This window comes from Enterobacter sp. (genome assembly GCF_977039595.1).
This window is the reverse complement of sequence record NZ_CDRQYH010000013.1, coordinates 47,968-67,316: the sequence shown is the minus strand read 5'-3', so window position 1 is coordinate 67,316 and position 19,349 is coordinate 47,968. Positions and strand designations below refer to the sequence as shown.

At 55.9% G+C, this 19,349-nt stretch carries 20 protein-coding genes; 4 read left to right on the top strand and 16 right to left on the bottom strand.

What is annotated here, in order from left to right; translation table 11 throughout:
• Positions 1-39 precede the first annotated feature (39 nt).
• Both fre and ubiD read right to left on the bottom strand, forming a co-directional pair.
• Entirely contained in the window at positions 40-741 is a 702-nt protein-coding gene (gene fre / locus ACWYRJ_RS06565; RefSeq protein ID WP_008501516.1) for an NAD(P)H-flavin reductase, read from the bottom strand.
• Between the two features lie 42 nt (positions 742-783).
• The gene (ubiD, locus tag ACWYRJ_RS06560; RefSeq protein WP_181899778.1) at positions 784-2,274 is read right to left on the bottom strand and encodes a 4-hydroxy-3-polyprenylbenzoate decarboxylase; all 1,491 of its coding nucleotides are present in this window, start codon (positions 2,272-2,274) and stop codon (positions 784-786) included.
• 173 nt (positions 2,275-2,447) lie between these two features.
• Here ubiD and rfaH point away from each other — a divergent pair, with 173 nt between their 5' ends.
• Positions 2,448-2,939: a transcription/translation regulatory transformer protein RfaH gene (gene rfaH, locus ACWYRJ_RS06555; protein ID WP_111963548.1), complete on the top strand. Its 492-nt coding sequence runs from the start codon at positions 2,448-2,450 to the stop codon at positions 2,937-2,939.
• Here the strand turns inward: rfaH and tatD are convergent.
• From tatD to udp, 9 genes are all read right to left on the bottom strand, one after another.
• Positions 2,936-3,718, bottom strand: a complete 783-nt coding sequence (gene tatD, locus ACWYRJ_RS06550; RefSeq protein WP_127732578.1) for a 3'-5' ssDNA/RNA exonuclease TatD — start codon at positions 3,716-3,718, stop codon at positions 2,936-2,938. The genes rfaH and tatD overlap by 4 nt on opposite strands.
• 41 nt (positions 3,719-3,759) lie before the next feature.
• Complete coding sequence (tatC, locus tag ACWYRJ_RS06545; protein ID WP_115877026.1) at positions 3,760-4,530, bottom strand: Sec-independent protein translocase subunit TatC; 771 nt, start codon at positions 4,528-4,530, stop codon at positions 3,760-3,762.
• Between the two features lie 2 nt (positions 4,531-4,532).
• Complete coding sequence (gene tatB, locus ACWYRJ_RS06540) at positions 4,533-5,075, bottom strand: Sec-independent protein translocase protein TatB (protein ID WP_143345646.1); 543 nt, start codon at positions 5,073-5,075, stop codon at positions 4,533-4,535.
• A 3-nt stretch (positions 5,076-5,078) separates the two neighbouring features.
• Positions 5,079-5,333, bottom strand: coding sequence for a Sec-independent protein translocase subunit TatA (tatA, locus tag ACWYRJ_RS06535; protein WP_024908000.1), 255 nt, complete (start codon positions 5,331-5,333; stop codon positions 5,079-5,081).
• Between the two features lie 76 nt (positions 5,334-5,409).
• Complete coding sequence (gene ubiB / locus ACWYRJ_RS06530; protein WP_111963544.1) at positions 5,410-7,050, bottom strand: ubiquinone biosynthesis regulatory protein kinase UbiB; 1,641 nt, start codon at positions 7,048-7,050, stop codon at positions 5,410-5,412.
• Complete coding sequence (gene ubiJ / locus ACWYRJ_RS06525; RefSeq protein WP_111963543.1) at positions 7,047-7,652, bottom strand: ubiquinone biosynthesis protein UbiJ; 606 nt, start codon at positions 7,650-7,652, stop codon at positions 7,047-7,049. The genes ubiB and ubiJ overlap by 4 nt, the downstream gene beginning before the upstream one ends.
• Positions 7,653-7,665: 13 nt before the next feature.
• Entirely contained in the window at positions 7,666-8,421 is a 756-nt protein-coding gene (gene ubiE, locus ACWYRJ_RS06520; RefSeq protein ID WP_023309612.1) for a bifunctional demethylmenaquinone methyltransferase/2-methoxy-6-polyprenyl-1,4-benzoquinol methylase UbiE, read from the bottom strand.
• 66 nt (positions 8,422-8,487) lie between these two features.
• On the bottom strand, positions 8,488-9,945 hold the full coding sequence (rmuC, locus tag ACWYRJ_RS06515) for a DNA recombination protein RmuC (RefSeq protein WP_455507589.1): 1,458 nt from the start codon (positions 9,943-9,945) through the stop codon (positions 8,488-8,490).
• Positions 9,946-10,084: 139 nt separating this feature from the next.
• Complete coding sequence (udp, locus tag ACWYRJ_RS06510; protein ID WP_003860792.1) at positions 10,085-10,846, bottom strand: uridine phosphorylase; 762 nt, start codon at positions 10,844-10,846, stop codon at positions 10,085-10,087.
• Positions 10,847-11,101: 255 nt separating this feature from the next.
• Between udp and ACWYRJ_RS06505 the strand changes: the two genes are divergently transcribed.
• Entirely contained in the window at positions 11,102-11,908 is an 807-nt protein-coding gene (locus ACWYRJ_RS06505; protein WP_111963541.1) for a dienelactone hydrolase family protein, read from the top strand.
• 49 nt (positions 11,909-11,957) lie between these two features.
• On the opposite strand, the gene metE is transcribed toward ACWYRJ_RS06505, so the two are convergent.
• A complete protein-coding gene (gene metE / locus ACWYRJ_RS06500) occupies positions 11,958-14,219 on the bottom strand; it encodes a 5-methyltetrahydropteroyltriglutamate--homocysteine S-methyltransferase (RefSeq protein WP_111963540.1) in 2,262 nt (753 codons plus the stop codon).
• Between the two features lie 115 nt (positions 14,220-14,334).
• Between metE and metR the strand changes: the two genes are divergently transcribed.
• A complete protein-coding gene (gene metR / locus ACWYRJ_RS06495) occupies positions 14,335-15,288 on the top strand; it encodes an HTH-type transcriptional regulator MetR (protein ID WP_127732586.1) in 954 nt (317 codons plus the stop codon).
• On the opposite strand, the gene ACWYRJ_RS06490 is transcribed toward metR, so the two are convergent.
• The 3 genes from ACWYRJ_RS06490 to pldB all read right to left on the bottom strand — a co-directional run bounded on the left by ACWYRJ_RS06490 (position 15,176) and on the right by pldB (position 17,982).
• A complete protein-coding gene (locus ACWYRJ_RS06490) occupies positions 15,176-16,075 on the bottom strand; it encodes a carboxylate/amino acid/amine transporter (protein ID WP_115877019.1) in 900 nt (299 codons plus the stop codon). The two genes, metR and ACWYRJ_RS06490, sit on opposite strands and share 113 nt — an antisense overlap.
• 82 nt (positions 16,076-16,157) lie before the next feature.
• Positions 16,158-16,958: a sugar/pyridoxal phosphate phosphatase YigL gene (yigL, locus tag ACWYRJ_RS06485; protein WP_029741831.1), complete on the bottom strand. Its 801-nt coding sequence runs from the start codon at positions 16,956-16,958 to the stop codon at positions 16,158-16,160.
• A 31-nt stretch (positions 16,959-16,989) separates the two neighbouring features.
• On the bottom strand, positions 16,990-17,982 hold the full coding sequence (gene pldB / locus ACWYRJ_RS06480; protein ID WP_149367412.1) for a lysophospholipase L2: 993 nt from the start codon (positions 17,980-17,982) through the stop codon (positions 16,990-16,992).
• A 110-nt stretch (positions 17,983-18,092) separates the two neighbouring features.
• Between pldB and rhtB the strand changes: the two genes are divergently transcribed.
• A complete protein-coding gene (gene rhtB, locus ACWYRJ_RS06475; protein ID WP_111963537.1) occupies positions 18,093-18,713 on the top strand; it encodes a homoserine/homoserine lactone efflux protein in 621 nt (206 codons plus the stop codon).
• Here rhtB and rhtC read toward each other — a convergent pair.
• Positions 18,710-19,330, bottom strand: a complete 621-nt coding sequence (rhtC, locus tag ACWYRJ_RS06470) for a threonine export protein RhtC (RefSeq protein ID WP_111963536.1) — start codon at positions 19,328-19,330, stop codon at positions 18,710-18,712. The two genes, rhtB and rhtC, sit on opposite strands and share 4 nt — an antisense overlap.
• Positions 19,331-19,349: the final 19 nt, after the last annotated feature.

The window sequence follows — 19,349 nt, the reverse complement described above, 5'->3', positions numbered from 1 at the left end:
GTTGCCGTTCTTCCCGCCTGTCAGGGGCGGGCTTTTTATTTAAATGAAGGCAAACGCATCGCCAAACAGGCGGTCTTCACGCGCGTCACGTTCGTTACAGAACAGATCGCGGGCGATTTTCGCCATCTCAAAACGGCCAGCGATATAAATATCGTGCCCTGCCAGCGTGCCGTGATCCTGCAGCACCGCCGTCAGCACCGTCCCGCTACGCCCGCGCCACCCCTCTTCCGGCTGCTCAACCACCGGCTCAATGCGCAGGTTAGGATGGGTTACACTCAGCGCTTCCAGTTCAGACAGGTCATACAGGTGTTTCTCTTCACGGCCACCCCAGTAGATCGTGATATCACGGTCCGGGTTACGCGCCAGGGCGGTTAACAGAATGGAGCGCACATAGGAGAAGCCTGTACCACCGGCAATCAGGATCAGCGGACGGTCTTCGTCATCGCGCAGCCACGCATCGCCGTGCGGAATATCCACCACGATTTCACGTTCCTTCAGGATCCGATCCATCACCGCCATTGCATACAGGTTAAGCTCTGACGCACCAATATGAAGCTCAATAAATTCCTGCTCCGCTGGCGTGGAGGCCATGGAGAAAGGACGCTTATCACGCTCATCCATCACGACCATCAGATACTGACCCGCGCGGAAAGAGAATGGCGCTTCTGGCACTAAACGGACGCGATATACGGTGTCGGTGATGGCATCTACCGAGGTCACTTTACAGCTTAAGGTTGTCATTCGCTCTCTCTGTCGGGAAGTCTATAGGGCTTAACGGTCAGCTCAGGGTTTACCGTTATTCATTATGGCCAGCTCGTCCCAGATCGCGTCAATGCGCGCGGTCACAGCAGGATCTTTTTTGATCGGGCGGCCCCATTCACGGTCGGTTTCGCCAGGCCATTTATTTGTGGCATCCAGTCCCATCTTTGAGCCAAGACCGGAAACCGGCGAGGCAAAATCCAGATAATCAATCGGCGTGTTTTCGACTAACACCGTATCGCGCGCCGGGTCCATTCGCGTGGTAATGGCCCAGATTACGTCATTCCAGTCGCGGGCGTTAACGTCATCATCGCAGACAATAACAAATTTGGTATACATAAACTGGCGCAGGAAAGACCACACGCCCATCATTACGCGTTTAGCATGACCAGGATACTGCTTCTTCATCGTAACCACCGCCATGCGATAGGAGCATCCTTCAGGCGGCAGATAAAAATCAACAATTTCCGGGAACTGCTTTTGCAGAATCGGCACAAACACTTCGTTCAGCGCCACGCCCAGTACCGCGGGTTCATCCGGTGGACGCCCGGTATATGTGGAGTGATAAATCGCATCTTCACGCTGCGTAATGTGCGTCACGGTAAACACCGGGAAGTTATCCACTTCGTTGTAATAGCCGGTGTGGTCGCCGTAAGGGCCTTCTGGCGCCATTTCACCCTGCTCAATGTAACCTTCCAGCACAATTTCTGCACTGGCCGGGACTTCGAGATCGTTAGAGATACACTTCACAACTTCCGTTTTCGTCCCGCGCAGCAGGCCTGCAAAGGCATATTCCGAGAGCGTATCCGGTACGGGTGTGACGGCCCCCAGAATGGTGGCCGGATCGGCGCCCAGGGCGACAGATACCGGGAAACGTTCACCCGGGTGTGCAGCACACCACTCCTGAAAATCCAGCGCGCCGCCGCGATGCGACAACCAGCGCATGATGAGCTTATTCTTGCCAATCAACTGCTGGCGGTAAATACCAAGATTCTGGCGTTCTTTGTGCGGGCCACGCGTGACGGTCAGTCCCCAGGTGATCAGCGGCGCAGCATCTTCCGGCCAGCACTGCATGATAGGGATTTTAGTCAAATCAACCGCATCGCCTTCCAGCACCTTCTGCTGGCACGGCGCGCCGCGCAGGCGTTTGGTGGGCATGTTCAGCACCTGCTTAAACTGCGGCAGTTTGTCGAACAGATCGCGGAAGCCTTTCGGCGGCTCCGGCTCTTTCAGGAAGGCCAGCAGCTTACCGACTTCACGCAGCGCCGTGACGTCTTCCTGCCCCATCCCCAGTGCGACGCGACGCGGTGTACCAAACAGGTTGCACAGAACCGGCATTGAGTAACCTTTTGGATTTTCAAACAGTAATGCGGGGCCACCGGCACGCAGGGTGCGGTCAGCAATTTCTGTCATCTCCAGATAAGGATCAACAGGAAGTGTAATACGCTTGAGTTCACCCTGCTTTTCCAGCAGCGTCAGGAAGTCGCGGAGATCGTGGTATTTCATGCAGTTAATCATGGCCTCTCTGTAAGCGCTTCATTATACGGCGTAAGCCTGCTTGATGCTGTAATTTTGTTAAATTAGCGTGAAGTTATGCGTTCTGTCCCATTTTCGCCCATTATAATCAACTTAGCGATCCCGCCAGGGTTTTGATATGCTTGCGCCCCGAACTAAGGGAAAGAGTGATTATGCAGGCCTGGTATTTACTGTATTGCAAACGCGGGCAACTTCAGCGCGCGCAGGAACATCTTGAACGTCAGTCTGTAAATTGCCTGACGCCCGTGATCACGCTTGAAAAAATGCAGCGCGGGAAGCGCACAACCGTCAGCGAGCCGTTGTTCCCGAACTACCTCTTCGTGGAGTTCGACCCGGAAGTCATCCACACCACAACCATCAGCGCAACGCGCGGCGTCAGCCACTTCGTTCGTTTTGGTGCCCACCCGGCAACGGTTCCGTCGACGGTTATTCATCAGCTGTCGATTTATCAACAGCCCGAAGGTCTCACCGACCCGGAAACACCCTATACGGGCGATAGCGTCGTGATTACCGAAGGGGCTTTCGAAGGCCTGCAGGCGATTTTTGCCGAGCCGGACGGGGAAGCGCGCTCTATGCTGTTGCTTAATCTGCTGAACAAGCAGGTGCTGCAGAGCGTTAAAAACACCGACTTCCGTAAACTTTAAACATTTATCCCGAACAGCTTACGCACGTTGTCATCCGTCTGTGCCGAAAGCCAGTGCGGATCGTCTCCGCGCCGCTTCGCGACGCTCTCAATAATGTGCCCCAGATAAGCGGGCTCATTTCGTCGCGATGCCGGTTTGGGTTTCATATCGCGCGGCAGCAGATAAGGTGCGTCCGTTTCAAGGAGCAACCGGTCAGCCGGGATCGCTGGCAACAGCTCCCGAAGCTCAAGCCCGCGGCGCTCATCGCAAACCCAGCCGGTAATCCCCAGATAAAGCCCACGCTCCAGGCATTCCAGCGCCTCCTGCCGTGAGCCGGTGAAGCAGTGCAGCACCGCGCCGGGCAGTTTCTCGAGCCACGGATCAAGCAGAGTCAGAAAACGCTCATGCGCGTCGCGGCAGTGCATAAATACGGGCATTTCAAGCTCTGCCGCTAGCGCAAGCTGGGCAGTGAATGCCTTTTCCTGCTCTTCAGGCGTGGAAAAGTTACGGTTGAAATCGAGGCCGCACTCGCCAATCGCCACCACTTCTGGTGTCTTTGCCAGTCTGCGTAGGGTGTCGCCACTTTCCGCGGTCCACTGGCTGCTGTCGTGAGGATGCACGCCAGCAGTAGACCAACAGCGATCGTATCGTTGCGCCAGCTGCTGGGCCTGCTCGCTCTCATGCAGGTTGGTGCCCGTCAGCAGCAGCCCTTTCACCCCGGCGGCAAACGCACGCGCAACCACCTCATCACGATCTTTCGCAAACTGCGAGCTGGTCAGGTTGAGTCCGATATCAAACATGCAAATCCCCATATAACAACCGCCCTCACGGGCGGCTGGTTTTACTCTTCAGTGGTCTTGTCGGACGTATCGTCTTCGTCATCCGCTCGACGTCCTTTACCCACGTAGAAACGCGAGAAGAAAACGCCGACCTCAAACAGACAGTACATCGGTATGGCCAGCAGCGTCTGCGAGAACACATCCGGCGGCGTTAGCAGCATGCCGACCACGAAGGCGCCCACCAGAATATACGGACGCTTCTTACGCAGGTCATCCGGAGTCGTAACCCCTACCCAGCAAAGCAGTACAATGGCCACCGGCACTTCGAATGCCACGCCAAACGCCATAAACAGCGCCATCACAAAGCTGAGGTAGCTGGCAATATCCGTCGACACCTGGACCCCTTCCGGCGCGGTATGCGTCAGGAAGCCGAAGGCCAGCGGGAAGACAACGAAATAGGCAAACGCCATGCCGATATAGAACAGCAGCGAGCTGGACACCAGCAGCGGGATAACCAGCTTGCGTTCGTGTTTATACAGCGCGGGCGCCACAAACGCCCATACCTGGTAAAGAATGACGGGCGCAGAGGCTATCAACGACACCCAGAAGGTCAGCTTGATGGGGGTAAAGAACGGAGAAGCCACATCCGTCGCAATCATCGTTGCGCCCAGCGGCATCTGCTTAATTAATGGTGCAGAGACAACCTGGTAGATATCGTTGGCGAAATAAACCAGGCATAGAAAAATAACGAAAACTGCAATAATGCAGTTTAACAGGCGCTTACGCAGCTCTATGAGGTGCGTAATCAGCGGTTGAGTATCATCTACTGCCATGTTTACGCTTTATCACTCGACGAGGGGGATGATTCGGAAACGGACGCAGCGGGCTTTACTTCCGCCGTTTTAGTTACCGGCTCTTCCGGCTGCGCCTGTTTTTTCACTTCGGTTTCCTGCGGCGTCTGTTCTGGCGCAGCAGCCTGATGTTCAGCGCTGGCAGGCGTTACGCCCTCGCGCTGCTCCTCGCTGCCCTTCACCACCGGGTTATGGATAGTGTTCGCTTCATCGCTCGCTTTTTCAGGATCGTTGACGCTGTAAGAGCGCTTCATGGATTCCGCCGCTTCACGCAGTTCATCCATTGAGGCTTTCAGTTCCGGCGTCAGATTATCCATGCTCGCCTTCTCGACCTTTTTGAGGCTTTCCTGAAATTCCTGCAGCTTAAGCTCCTGCGCCAGCTCATTCTGAACGGTCGATGCCAGCGATCTCAGCGCACGCACCCAGCCCGCAACGGTTTTCACCGCCACCGGCAGACGCTGCGGCCCCAGCACGATCAGGCCAATCACAAAGACCAGCAGCAGCTCACCAAAACCAATGTCAAACACGACTTATACCTGCTCTTTATCGTGGCGTTTGGCGTCTTCCTTTTTGGCTTCTTCTTGCTTGTCGGCGATGGATTTAGCAGTAAAGTCAGCGTCCTGGCTGGTTTTATCCTGCTTGCTCTCATCATCGCTCATCGCTTTCTTAAAGCCTTTGATAGACGCGCCCAGATCGGAACCAATAGAACCGAGCTTTTTGGTGCCAAACAGCAGCACGACGATGACGGCAATGATCAACAATTGCCAGATACTGATACCACCCATACATGTTCCTCAGGGATAGATGATTAATGAGTCAGGTCGCATTATACGTATGCGACCCATTGATGGCGACGCAAACTCAGCGCGTTTTTCGCCATCCGGCAAGCCAGACTACCACCCCGCCAGCCATCAGCCAGGCTGGCATCATCTGCCAGTCCGGACGGTTGATCAGCAGCAGCGTACCGCTCAGCAGCAGCGTTGCGCCAATCCCAAAGAGATAGCGGGACTGTCCCTGGCGAACACGGCTGGACTGAAGCTCGCGGGCGATTTTATCCATGCTGTGCTGAAGGTTCTTGCTCTGACGCAAACTGTCATAAACCAGTTCGGGAATTTCAGGCATTTTTTCTATCCAGAACGGGCCCTTCTCTTTCAGCGAGCGCACCAGCGCCGGAATGCCAACCTGATCCTTAATCCAGGATTCAAGGAAAGGTTTCGCAGTCTTCCACAAGTCTAACTGAGGATAGAGCTGTCGGCCTACACCCTCAACGTAAAGTAATGTTTTCTGAAGTAAAACTAGCTGTGGCTGAACTTCCATATTAAAGCGGCGAGCCGTGTTGAACAGGTTCAACAGTACGTGCCCAAAGGAGATTTCCGCCAGCGGTTTTTCAAAAATCGGTTCGCAAACGGTCCGGATCGCAAACTCGAACTCTTCGACGTTGGTGTCCGGCGGAACCCAGCCGGAATCGACGTGCAGCTCGGCCACCTTACGGTAGTCGCGGTTGAAGAACGCGATGAAGTTCTCAGCCAGATACCGTTTATCTTCTTTGTTCAGCGACCCCACAATCCCGCAGTCGATACCGATATATTTCGGGTCCTCAGGGTGTTCGTAGCTCACAAAGATATTGCCCGGATGCATGTCCGCATGAAAAAAGCTGTCGCGGAATACCTGGGTAAAGAAGACCTGTACGCCACGTTCGGCCAGGAGTTTCATGTTTGTTCCCTGCTTCTCCAGGGCTACGACATCCGAAACCGGAATACCGTAGATACGCTCCATCACCATCATGTTCTGGCTGCAGTAGTCAGAATAGACTTCAGGTACATAGAGCATCGGGCTGTTTTCAAAGTTGCGGCGCAGCTGAATGGCGTTTGCCGATTCGCGCAGCAGGTTAAGCTCATCAATCAGCGTTTTTTCATATTCCCGCACCACTTCCAGTGGACGAAGGCGGCGCCCGTCCGGCAGCAAGCGTGGCACCCAGCGCGCCAGACGATAAATCAGCTTCATGTCCGCTTTGATGACTGGCAGGATGTCCGGACGAATAACTTTGATAACGACTTCTTTGCCGTTTTCTTTCAAACGCGCGGTGTGCACCTGCGCGATAGAGGCCGACGCCAGCGGTTGAATATCGAAATCGTCAAACCAGGTCTCGACGGGTACATTTCCCATCGCCTCTTCAATTTGCTTTTTCGCGCGCGCGCCGTCAAAGGGTGCGACGCGGTCCTGAAGCATTGCGAGCTCATCGGCAATGAGAGGCGGGAAGAGGTCACGGCGGGTCGAAAGCATCTGCCCGAATTTAATCCATACCGGACCGAGTTCCTGCAGCGCCAGGCGCAGACGCTCACCCAGCGGTTGACCTTTGTGGCGATTGGGCATCCAGAACAGCATCCGCCGCCAGATGCGAAGCGGCAGCGTGATGCGCATTTTGGGAATAAGCTCGTCGAGCCCGTAGCTCAAAAAGGTGCGAATAATAAAATAGAGGCGCCGAATTTCACCAGGCGTCATTTGCCCTCCAGTTTTTCCAGCCGTTTGGTAAACGCATCAACCGCGCGTTCAACAGCAGCGGTTTCTTCCGCAAACCATGCAACTTCCAGTGGCCCGGGCGCCATTCGCCACTCCTCAGTCATCACTTCCGCCACATAACGTTGTTGGCGCTGGAGGCTTTTACGCGCAAAGGAGGCGCCACCATGAAGGACTTTCCCGATGCCTTCGGCAGCAATGTCGCCGATAAAAGGCGCGAGCAGCTCTGCCGGATCGAACTCCGCCAGATCGGTGAGGGCAACGAAGTTTTGCACGACCTGAATGTCGCCTTCCACCTCCAGCTCACCGCTGCGGATAAGCGCCGTTAATTGCTGGCGATCGCGCAGTTTTGGCAGCACGCTCATGTGCGTGATGACCGAGCAGTCAGCTTCACCTTCCCACGCCCCCAGAACGTCAAGCTGGCGTTCGCTGAATACCAGCACAAGCGGCGTCGAGAACTCTTTTAAAACAATACGTAATATCTTCCCGTTTAGCCGCTGACGCGCTGCTTTCAGCGCCGGAGCACGATAGAGAAAGGCATTCAGTACGTTTTCGATACCTGCGGTGACTAAGGGCTTAAAGGGCACGGGACACCTCCACTCAGAACTTGTAACCGCGATGCAGCGCGACGACACCCGCCGTCAGGTTGAAATATTCAACGTTCTCAAATTCTGCATCCTGCATCATGGCTTTTAATGTGTCCTGATCCGGGTGCATACGGATAGATTCCGCCAGATAGCGGTAGCTTTCAGCGTCGTTAGCCACCAGCTCACCGATGCGCGGCAGCACGTGGAAGGAATAGGCGTCGTAAGCTTTGCTCAGCGGCTCAATAATCGGTTTGGAGAATTCAAGCACCAGCAGGCGTCCACCCGGCTTCAGCACGCGGTACATGGAGCGCAGCGCTTTTTCTTTATCGGTCACGTTACGCAGACCGAAGGAGATAGTGATGCAGTCAAAGGTATTGTCCGGGAACGGCAGCGCTTCGGCGTTTGCCTGCACATATTCAACATTCCCCACCACACCGATGTTACGCAGCTTTTCGCGTCCCATTTTCAGCATGGAGTCATTAATATCGGCGAGAACAACGCGACCGGTTTCACCCACCAGACGAGAGAATTTCGCGGTTAAATCGCCCGTACCGCCAGCTAAATCCAGCACCGTTTGTCCGCGACGCACGCCGCTACAGTCAATGGTGAAGCGCTTCCACAAGCGATGAATGCCGAACGACATCAGGTCATTCATCACATCGTACTTCGCCGCCACGGAATGAAATACGTGGGCCACCATGTCAGCTTTCTGCGCTTTGGCGACAGTCTGAAAGCCAAAGTGCGTTGTGTCTTGTGAATCGTCAGCCATCTTAGAGCCTGCTTATCAGTAAAATGTTCGTGAAGTGTATCAGATTGGGCGCGTTTGCCCTACGTTTCAACCACCGCGAAAAAAACGCGCTGGAATCTCGTCTGGTGATGAATCCGCCGCTAACGTGTTGTCTTCACTGTTTGTCTTTTGTTCGTTCGCCCCTTCTCGCAGGCGAAACTCGTCGTCCTGGGCGGTGGCCTGCTCGACCAATTCCGGATTAATCTCGCGTTTAACTTCTACTCCCAGACTGCGGAATGATTCAGCCTGCGCCAGCAGATTGCCACGTCCGGAGGCGAGTTTTTTCATCGCCTGGCGATAGTTATCCTGCGCACGATCCAGGCTTTGCCCGACTGAAGACATGTCGTCCACAAAGAGGCGCATTTTGTCGTACAGCTTGCTGGCACGATCGGCAATCTGCTGCGCGTTGCGACTCTGGTGCTCATAGCGCCACAGGTTCGCAATGGTGCGTAACGCCACCAGCAGCGTGGTGGGGCTGACCAACATAATATTATTTTTGAGCGCTTCGGTTATAAGCTCAGGCTGCCTGTCGAGTGCCAGCAGAAACGCGGGCTCTACAGGAATAAACATCAGTACATAGTCCAGCGAGCGCAGACCCGGCAGCTGCTGGTAGTCTTTTCTGCCGAGCAGGCGAATTTGATTACGTACGGAGGCAATGTGCTCCTGCAGAGCTGACTCGCGCGTGTAGTCATCGTCCGCATTAAAGTAACGTTCATACGCCACCAGCGTCATTTTAGCGTCAATCACCACATCTTTGCCCTGCGGCAGCCGCACGATCACATCCGGCTGCATTCGTGAGCGGGCGTCGTTTTCGATACTCACCTGCGTTTCGTATTCATATCCTTCCCGCAGACCAGAAGCTTCCAGTACGCGGGTCAGCACCACCTCACCCCAGTTGCCCTGGGTTTTGTTGTCCCCTTTGAGCGCTCGGGTGAGGTTGACCGCTTCTTGTGCCATCTGGGCATTCAGCTGCTGAAGATTACGAATCTCATGAGCCAGGGTGTGCCGCTCACGGGCTTCCTGACCAAAGCTGTCCTGTACCTGACGGCGGAAGCCGTCCAGCTGTTCACGCAGGGGCGTCAGCAGACTGTTCAGGCTCTGGCGGTTTTGTTCGTCAACGCGGCGGTTGCTGTGCTCAAAAATGCGGTTCGCGAGATTCTCAAACTGTTCGCTGAGACGCTGCTCGCTGTTGATCATCTGGCGGATTTTGTCTTCCGCATGCAGTTGGGTGGATTCAAGGCGGGTGGTCACTTCGCGGAGATCGGCCTCCAGTGACGTGTTGATATCACGCAGGTTGCGCAGCTCGTTGTTGAGCAACTCACACTCATCGCGCCAGTGTTCGCTCAGCGCAAGCTGCTGTTTTATAGCGCTTAAATCAGCGACCATCTCTTCTCGCTCAGCCAGCTGGTCGGCCTTCTGCTGCGCATGCTGGTAGCTGGAAATCAGCCAGCCAATCCCTAAGCTCACCAACGCAATCACCGCGTAAATCAGGATTGAGATATCCACAATGCCCCCTGCATCAACGTATTACCCGCACAAAATAGAATTGTGCTGTATAAACGTCCAGTTTGAAAGGGTTTTCCTGCGAGGCGCTACGCAAAAAATAAAGGCCGAACGTGTCGGCCTTTGATTTAAGAAGAGAGGACTAGATCAGGCGACGCGCTGCTTCCACCACGATTTTCACTGCATGACTTTCGGTCTGCTTCATGGTTTCGGCGTTCGGGATCTCCTGCTGGGTACGGTTGACGATAACGCCCGCCACCATACCGGCACGCAGACCCTGGCTTGCGCACATGGTCAGCAGCGTTGCGGATTCCATTTCGTAGTTCATCACACCCATGGACTGCCACTCTTCCATTGAGCCTTTGAAACGGCTAACCACGCGGCCTGAGAAGGTATCGTAACGCTCCTGGCCCGGGTAGAAGGTGTCGGAAGACGCGGTTACGCCCACGTGAGTGGTTGCGCCTACGGATTTCGCAGCTTCAACCAGCGCGGTGGTACATTCGAAATCAGCCACTGCCGGGAATTCCATTGGTGCAAAATGCAGGCTTGCGCCGTCCAGACGGACGGACGCGGTCGTGACCAGAACGTCGCCGACGTTGATATGCGGCTGAATAGCACCGGTCGTACCGATACGCAGGAAAGTGCGGATGCCCAGCTGCGCCAGCTCTTCAACAGCAATAGACGTAGACGGACCACCGATACCGGTAGAGCACACGATCACCGCTTTGCCATCCAGCTCTGCGCGCCAGGTGGTGAACTCACGATGGGCAGCCAGCTTGACCGGCTTATCCATCAGCGCGGCGATCTTTTCCACACGCTCCGGATCGCCAGGGACGATGGCGAGCGTAGCCCCTTGTAAATCGTTTTTAGTAAGGCCGAGATGAAAAACATCAGACTTAGACATAGGTGACTCCTCTGTGGGTCGGTTAGTCAGAAGAAGTAAAACGGTACTTTACAGAAGCAGTAAGCATATTTTCGTGACGAACCTCACCATGAATGAAAATGGTTACATTGAATTTCCATAAAAAAGTGATTTACATCACATTAACAAGTTATATCGCCAGGTGCTGCACAAAAGATAGACCGTTTAAGGCACTGTGAGTTGTTAACCTGGTGTCTATATTTACCTTTGCGCTAACTCATTGGTACGGAGAATGCCATGACTGAAAAAACCGGTTTTGCACCTGCTGCGGCCCCACATGCTTCAACCATCGTGTCGACTCCAGAAGCGGCAATTACCGCGGGCGAGACCTCTATTCCCTCGCAGGGGGAGAATATGCCTGCTTATCACGCCCGACCAAAATCGGCAGAGGGTCCGCTACCCATCGTGATTGTGATTCAGGAAATATTTGGTGTTCACGAACACATTCGCGACCTCTGCCGCCGGCTGGCGCTGGAAGGGTATCTGGCCGTTGCGCCAGAGCTCTACTTCCGTCAGGGCAATCCGAACGACTACAGTGATATTCCAACATTGCTCAGCAACCTGGTCAGCAAAGTCCCGGACGCGCAGGTGCTGGCCGATCTCGATCATGTCGCCAGCTGGGCGGCGCGCAACGGCGGCGATCCGCATCGTCTGCTGGTCACCGGTTTCTGCTGGGGCGGTCGCATTAGCTGGCTGTATGCCGCGCATAACCCGCAGCTCAAAGCTGCTGTCGCCTGGTACGGCAAACTGGTGGGTGAAAAAACGCTGAATTCGCCTAAACATCCCGTCGATATCGCCACCGAGTTAAATGCCCCCGTGTTAGGGCTTTATGGCGGTCAGGACACCGGTATTTCGCTGGATTCGGTAGAAACCATGCGCCATGCGCTGCGTGCGGCCAATGCGAAGGCGGAGATTGTGGTGTACCCGGATGCCGGGCATGCGTTTAACGCCGATTATCGTCCGAGCTATCACGCGGAATCAGCCAAAGATGGCTGGCAGAGAATGCTGGCGTGGTTTAGCCAGTACGGCGGTAAGAAAGCGTAATAACAATAAGCCCGGAGGCGGTTACGCCTTACCGGGCCATCCAATACCCCTACGCCTGACGCAAATTCTGCGCTGCCTTCACCATGTTCGCCAGCGCTGCGCGGGTTTCAGGCCAGCCGCGGGTTTTCAGTCCGCAGTCCGGGTTTACCCAAAGACGCTCTGCCGGAATACGCTGGGCCGCTTTTTTCAGCAGGGCTTCAATCCACTCCACGCTCGGCACGTTCGGGGAGTGGATGTCGTACACGCCCGGCCCGATTTCGTTCGGGTAGTCGAATTCTTCAAACGACTCCAGCAGCTCCATATCTGAACGCGAGGTCTCAATAGTGATCACGTCGGCGTCCAGCGCGGCAATAGAATCCATGATGTCGTTAAATTCGCAGTAACACATGTGGGTGTGGATCTGAGTGTCGTCCTTCGCCACCGCGGCGTTGATGCGGAACGCCTCCACGCCCCACTGCAGGTAGGCGTCCCAGTCGCTGCGACGCAGCGGCAGACCTTCGCGCAGGGCCGGTTCGTCAATCTGAATAATGCCAATGCCTGCGGCTTCCAGATCCGCCACCTCATCACGCAGCGCCAGGGCGATCTGTTTGGCGATGGTTTCACGGGTCACGTCTTCACGCGGGAAGGACCAGCAAAGAATGGTCACAGGACCGGTGAGCATGCCTTTCACCGGCTTGTCGGTCAGGGACTGGGCGTACTTCGCCCACTCAACCGTGATCGCTTCCGGACGGCTGACGTCACCGATGACCACCGGCGGCTTCACGCATCGGGAGCCATAGCTCTGCACCCAGCCGTTCTGGGTAAAGACGAAGCCGTCCAGGTGCTCGCCAAAGTATTCCACCATGTCATTACGCTCTGCTTCACCGTGCACCAGCACGTCCAGCCCAAGGCGTTCCTGCTCGATAATCGCCTGCTTGATGTGTTCCGCGATCCCGGTGCGGTAGTGATTCGCATCCAGATTGCCCTTTTTAAAGTCCAGACGCAGGCCGCGGATCTCGGTGGTCTGCGGGAAGGAACCAATCGTCGTGGTCGGCCACGCAGGCAGATTGAAGCGGGCGCGCTGGGCTTCGGCGCGCACCTCATACGGGCTCTGGCGCTGGCTGTCCTGGGCGGTGATGGCCGCCAGACGTTTTTCCACCGCCGGGTTATGCACGCGCGCGGAGTGGCGGCGCGCCCGGATCGGGGCGCTCCATTCGGTAATTGCCGCCGTGTCGCCGCTGTTCAGCGCGTCGCGCAGCAGGGCCAGCTCTTCACATTTTTGCAGCGCGAAGGCAAACCAGCTCTTTACTTCAGGGTCGAGACGGGTTTCCACGCTCAGGTCGATCGGGCTGTGCAGCAGCGAGCAGGACGAGGCCACCCACAGCTCACGTTTACCGACGATGTCTTTGATTTGTGCATATTTCTCGGTCAGATCGGCGCGCCAGACGTTACGGCCATTCACCAGACCGGCGGAGAGCAGCCAGTCTGCGGGCAGGCGCTTATGCAGCTCCGTCACATCATCTTTACCGTGTACAAGGTCTACGTGCAGGCCCTGCACCGGCAGCGCGGTAATCGTGTTCAGGTTCGGCGTCACGCCTTCGAAATAGGTTGTCAGTAGCAGCTTCACCTCCCCGGTGAGCGCATCATACGCCGGTTTGAAGGCATCGAGCCATTCCTGAGGCAACTCGAGCACCAGCGCCGGTTCGTCGATTTGCACCCACTGAATGCCGCGTTTGCCCAGCTCAATCAGCACCTGTTTGTAGACCGGCAGAATGTCCTTCAGCAGGCTCAGACGATCGAACTGCTCGCCTTTGACTTTCCCCAGCCACAGATAGGTCACTGGCCCCAGCAGCACGGGTTTAACCTGGTGGCCCAGCGCCAGCGCTTCGTCCACTTCATCCAGAAGCTGCGTCCAGGTCAGTTTAAACTGCTGACCTTTTACGAACTCCGGCACCATATAGTGATAGTTAGTGTTAAACCACTTAGTCATTTCCGCCGCTGCCGCTGGCTCACCCGTTGGCGCACGGCCACGGCCGATGCGGAACAGGGTATCGATATCTACCGATCCATCTTTGTTCTGATGACGAGCCGGCACGTTGCCAAGCAGCAGGCTGGTCGTCAGAACATGGTCGTACCAGGCGAAATCGCCCACCGGCAGCAGGTCAATGCCCGCCTGCTTCTGCTGATCCCAGTGGCGGGCGCGCAGCTCGCGTCCCACCGCCAGCAGCTCTTCACGCGTGGCGTTACCCGCCCAGTAGCTTTCTTGCGCTTTTTTCAGCTCGCGACGCAGGCCAACGCGAGGGAAACCGAGAGTGTGATTGCGGATTGTCATGGTGTACCCCTTGTGAAATTCGTTATTTAGACGTCCAGATGTTTACACTTCTATAATTGGCAGGTACTGTATATTCCTCAAGCGCAAAATGTTCATGGCGAAGTGAAGGACTTTCATGATCGAGATTAAACACCTGAAAACGCTACAAGCGTTGCGAAACTGCGGTTCGCTCGCGGCTGCTGCGGCCACGCTGCACCAGACACAGTCCGCCCTTTCTCACCAGTTCAGCGATCTGGAACAACGCCTCGGCTTCCGTCTTTTTGTGCGTAAAAGCCAGCCGCTACGCTTTACGCCGCAGGGTGAAATTCTCCTTCAGCTGGCGAATCAGGTTCTGCCGCAAATCGCGAGCGCGCTGCAGGCGTGTAACGAACCGCAGCAGACCAAACTGCGTATCGCTATTGAGTGCCACAGCTGTATTCAGTGGCTGACCCCCGCGCTTGAGAACTTCCGCCAGAAGTGGCCGCAGGTGGAGATGGACTTTAAATCCGGCGTGACGTTCGACCCGCAGCCATCGCTGCAGCAGGGCGAGCTGGATCTGGTCATGACCTCTGACATTCTGCCGCGCAGCGGCCTGCACTATTCGCCGATGTTTGATTATGAGGTGCGCCTGGTGCTGGCGCCGGACCACCCGCTGGCGGCCAAAACGCGCATCACGCCGGAAGACCTGGCGACGGAAACGCTGCTGATTTACCCGGTTCAGCGCAGTCGTCTGGATATCTGGCGTCACTTCCTGCAGCCCGCGGGCATTAGCCCGCAGCTGAAAAGCGTGGATAACACCCTGCTGCTGATTCAGATGGTGGCGGCCAGCATGGGTATCGCGGCGCTGCCGCACTGGGTGGTGGAGAGTTTTGAACGCCAGGGCCTGGTGGTCACCAAAACCCTGGGTGAAGGACTGTGGAGCCGGCTGTACGCCGCCGTGCGCGATGGCGAGCAGCGTCAGCCGATTACGGAGGCGTTTATTCGCTCAGCGCGGAACCACGCGTGCGACCATCTTCCGTTTGTGCGGAGCGCGGAGCGACCCAGCGTCGATGGACCCACAGCGAAGCCAGGATCACCGCTCCCCCAATAAGGAAGCTTGGCCAGTGCGGCTGTTGCTGCCAGATGGCAAGGTTGACCAGCAGCCCTGCCGGGACATGCACGTTGTTCATAATCCCCAGCGTACCGGCGTCGACCTGCGTCGCGCCGTAGTTCCACATGAAGTACCCCAACCCGGAAGCCACGACGCCCAGCCAGACCAGAACACCCCACTGTACGATGGTGGTAGGCAACTTTTGCGGGTTACCGAGCATAAACCACGCCGCTACCGCGACAATCGCGGCGCCCATATAAAACCATGCGAACGCGTTATGCTGCGGCATCGGACGGGTTTCCATCAGGCGTTTGTAGCCCACCATGCCGATAGCGAAACTGATGTTGGCGAGCTGGACGAACATCAGCCCGGTCCAGAAGTGATCGCTTACTTTGTCGTAGCGAATAATCGCCGCGCCAATCACCGCCAGCGCCGCGCTCAGCAGGTATCCCCAGCGCAGACGGCGTTTACTCAGCAGATCGTAAATCAGCGTGATGTAGAGCGGCGTCAGCACGGTAAAGAGCAGGAATTCCGAGACGGACAGATAGACGTAAGCCCGGAAGCTGAACAAATACATGATGCCGAGCTGCATCGCCCCCACCAGCATATACAGCACAATCGTTTTCAGCGACTGTCCGCGCGTGCGCAGAAACGGCAGGAACACCAGTGCCGCCAGCCCCACGCGCATCAGCACCGAGAAGTAGCTGTCGACCGAACCGGCAAGGTATTCGCCAATCAGGCTAAAGGAGAAGGCCCACAGGATAGTGGTGATAATGAGTAGCGCCACAATGCTTGTCTCTCAGAAAGAAGGAGAGGCATTGTAGCGAACTCTTTAGTTGACAACTGGGCAATAAACAATCAAGTGAAGATTATTCAAGGAACAGCTTGCGCAGATACTTCGGTACCGCGTTGTCAGCGTTAGAACCAATGACTTCCAGTTCAGGGTGGAGATCCTTCAGACGCTGGTGCGCGTTCTGCATGATGCAGCCCTTGCCTGCCATTGAAAGCATCTCGGCGTCGTTCATGCCGTCACCGAAGGCGATACAGTCTTTGAGCCCGAAGCCCAGGCGTTTCGCAACCGCTTCCAGCGCGTGACCTTTGGAGACGCCACCCGCCATCACTTCAAGACAGGTCAGGGTTGAGAAGCTTACGTTGACGCGATCGCCCCAGCGAGCGTTGATCGCCTGTTCCAGGGGGAGCAGCTCTTCGTGGCTGTCGCAGGTGAAGAACACCTTGCTGATCCCTTCCGGCTCCAGCAGGCCCGGTTCGTAAAGGGAGTAGTTGAATACCGCCTCCTTGAAGAAACGCATTTCATCCGGACGGTGGCGGTTCATAAACCAGTCGTCGTCGCGGTAAACGTTAGTGACGATAGCCGGGTTGTTATGCACCACGCCAAACAGATCGGCGGCAATATCGCGATCCAGGTTGTGGGTAAAGATCAGGTTGCCGTCGGTATCATGCACGCGCGCACCGTTGGAGGTGATCATGTACGATTTGATCTCGAGATTATCGCGGATCTGCCCCACGTCGACGTGGTGGCGGCCGGTGGCGAACACAAAGTTCACACCACGGGCAGTCAGGAGTTTTAAGGTCTCTTTCGCGTAAGGCGACAGGGTGTGGTCGGGGGAAAGCAGCGTGCCATCTAAATCAGATGCAACAACCTGGTACATAGGGATTTCAACCTCTGGTGGAAAACAAAAATCAATTATGCCTGTTGAAAAATTCAACAATGGCGTTGAGCGCGACTGAGCGCATAGCGTCCTTTTCAAAAAGGATCTCATGGAACGCGCCGTTAATGACCAGCGGTTTACCCCCTTCACAAGGGTGACCGGCAGCAGCGCGCAGTTCACAATAGCGGTCATGCATGCGGTTATCCACCACACGCTCTTCTTCCGCCTGAATCAGAAGCGTCGGCGTATCATCATCACCTACGCCCGCCAGCACCTGCTCACCGGCCATAATACCCTCCCGCACCCAGTGCCAGGTCGGGCCGCCGACGCGTAAGCGTGGTTCATCGGCATAAAAGCGCAGGTTGCGGCGATAACGCTGCCGACTGTGGGTTAAGACGTTGATGGCGAACGGCAGCGCGCGCCAGCGTCCTGTACCTATGGCGTAACCTTCACGAATGCGCTGATGGCCCTCAGCCCAGTCAAGAAGATGACGCACCATCCAGTCAGGAAAACGGATAACGATACCGTACATCGGCGCGGTCAGCGCAATGGCATCGCACTGGTGTTCATAACGCTGCAAAAACAGCGTCGATATCGCGCCCCCCATGGAGTGCGCAAGGATATACCGCTTGCGCCAGGGACCAGGCTGAACGTCCTGCTGCCAGAAGGCGGCAAAATCGTCGACGTAATCGCTGAAGCGATCGACGTGCCCACGGTGCGTGTCCGGTAGCAGTCGTCCGGACAGCCCCTGTCCACGATGGTCGATAATCAGGACATCGAACCCCATATGGACCAGGTCGTAGGCCAGCTCAGCGTATTTAACGTAGCTTTCAATACGCCCAGGGCAGACCACAATCACTCGATCATTTTTTTCATTTCGGAAACGAACGAAACGCACCGGGATGCCCCCGACGCCCGTAAACTCATCTTCCTCACGCTGCCGCCAGAAATCGGTCAGCGGCCCCATAGAGAAAGCAGCAAAAGCGTTTTCTCGTGTTTCCCAGTCCTTTTTCTGCTGAAACATTGGGTTTCCACTCACGTAATCCAGGGAATATCGTTTTTTTCGTCACCGGTCACAAAATGACTCAATAATAGCGTATTGTGGCATAAAAATAGACGGTTCGGGAGTTTCAAATGACCTTCGAGTGGTGGTTCGCCTACCTGCTGACATCCATTATCCTCAGCCTTTCTCCGGGTTCGGGTGCTATTAACACCATGACTACCTCCATCAACCACGGTTACCGCGGTGCGGTGGCGTCGATTGCCGGTTTGCAGGCCGGGCTGGGCATTCATATTGTGCTGGTTGGGATTGGTCTGGGGACACTTTTCTCCCGCTCGGTGCTGGCGTTTGAAGTGCTGAAATGGGCCGGGGCAGCTTATCTGATATGGCTCGGCATCCAGCAGTGGCGCGCGGCAGGTTCCATCAACCTGAATACTCTCGCGCAGACGCAAAACCGCGGCCATCTGTTTAAGCGGGCGGTGTTCGTCAACCTGACCAACCCGAAGAGCATCGTTTTCCTCGCCGCGCTGTTCCCGCAGTTTATCGTTCCGCATCAGCCGCAGGTGATGCAGTACGTGGTGCTGGGCGCGACCACCATTATCGTCGATATCATCGTGATGATTGGATACGCGACGCTGGCGCAGCGAATTGCGGCGTGGATTAAAGGGCCTAAGCAGATGAAGGCCCTGAATAAAGTCTTTGGCTCGCTGTTTATGCTGGTTGGCGCGCTGCTTGCGTCAGCGCGTCATGCTTAGCGAGAAATGATGAGATGAATGCCGAAGCCGGCGAACAGCGCGCCGGCGCAGCCGTCAATCCACTTCGCGATACGCTGGTAGCCGCGGCGCATCGCCGGTAAAGCGAACAGGCTGGCCACGATAGTAAACCAGGCAAAGGTTTCAACGACGATCAGCAGGAAGATGCCCCAGCGTGCGCCCGCACCGACGCTATCGCCGACAAACAGCGAGAACACGGAGCCGAAATAGATAATCGCTTTTGGGTTCGCCAGATTAGTCAGCAACCCTTTTACAAAGCTGCGACCGCCCGTTGCCAGCTCCACCTTTGGCTCTTCCGGTTTTTTCTCTTCTTTCTTCAGCGCCCCGCGCAGCATTTGGTAGCCCATCCAGCACAGGTACAGCCCGCCGCCGACCATAATGATGTTATGCAGCCAGGCCATCTTCGCCAGGATCAGGTTCAGACCGAGCAGCGCAACGGCCGCCCAGACCATAACGCCCATGGTGATACCGAGCACGCCCATCATCGCCTCTTTTCGGGAGCGGCTGACGGCCGTTTGTGACACGAAGAAAAAGTCTGGGCCGGGGCTCATCAGCGCAACGATGTGCACTAATGCCACGGTGAGAAATAGCATTAACATAATTAGCTCGCGGGGAAAT

What these genes read in the sequence shown, in the direction of transcription:
- fre (WP_008501516.1), bottom strand. Translation starts at nt 741, where the DNA reads ATGACAACCTTAAGCTGTAAAGTGACCTCGGTAGATGCCATCACCGAC.
- rfaH (WP_111963548.1), top strand. Translation starts at nt 2,448, where the DNA reads ATGCAGGCCTGGTATTTACTGTATTGCAAACGCGGGCAACTTCAGCGC.
- tatD (WP_127732578.1), bottom strand. Translation starts at nt 3,718, where the DNA reads ATGTTTGATATCGGACTCAACCTGACCAGCTCGCAGTTTGCGAAAGAT.
- tatC (WP_115877026.1), bottom strand. Translation starts at nt 4,530, where the DNA reads ATGGCAGTAGATGATACTCAACCGCTGATTACGCACCTCATAGAGCTG.
- tatA (WP_024908000.1), bottom strand. Translation starts at nt 5,333, where the DNA reads ATGGGTGGTATCAGTATCTGGCAATTGTTGATCATTGCCGTCATCGTC.
- ubiB (WP_111963544.1), bottom strand. Translation starts at nt 7,050, where the DNA reads ATGACGCCTGGTGAAATTCGGCGCCTCTATTTTATTATTCGCACCTTT.
- ubiE (WP_023309612.1), bottom strand. Translation starts at nt 8,421, where the DNA reads ATGGCTGACGATTCACAAGACACAACGCACTTTGGCTTTCAGACTGTC.
- udp (WP_003860792.1), bottom strand. Translation starts at nt 10,846, where the DNA reads ATGTCTAAGTCTGATGTTTTTCATCTCGGCCTTACTAAAAACGATTTA.
- ACWYRJ_RS06505 (WP_111963541.1), top strand. Translation starts at nt 11,102, where the DNA reads ATGACTGAAAAAACCGGTTTTGCACCTGCTGCGGCCCCACATGCTTCA.
- metE (WP_111963540.1), bottom strand. Translation starts at nt 14,219, where the DNA reads ATGACAATCCGCAATCACACTCTCGGTTTCCCTCGCGTTGGCCTGCGT.
- metR (WP_127732586.1), top strand. Translation starts at nt 14,335, where the DNA reads ATGATCGAGATTAAACACCTGAAAACGCTACAAGCGTTGCGAAACTGC.
- yigL (WP_029741831.1), bottom strand. Translation starts at nt 16,958, where the DNA reads ATGTACCAGGTTGTTGCATCTGATTTAGATGGCACGCTGCTTTCCCCC.
- pldB (WP_149367412.1), bottom strand. Translation starts at nt 17,982, where the DNA reads ATGTTTCAGCAGAAAAAGGACTGGGAAACACGAGAAAACGCTTTTGCT.
- rhtB (WP_111963537.1), top strand. Translation starts at nt 18,093, where the DNA reads ATGACCTTCGAGTGGTGGTTCGCCTACCTGCTGACATCCATTATCCTC.
- rhtC (WP_111963536.1), bottom strand. Translation starts at nt 19,330, where the DNA reads ATGTTAATGCTATTTCTCACCGTGGCATTAGTGCACATCGTTGCGCTG.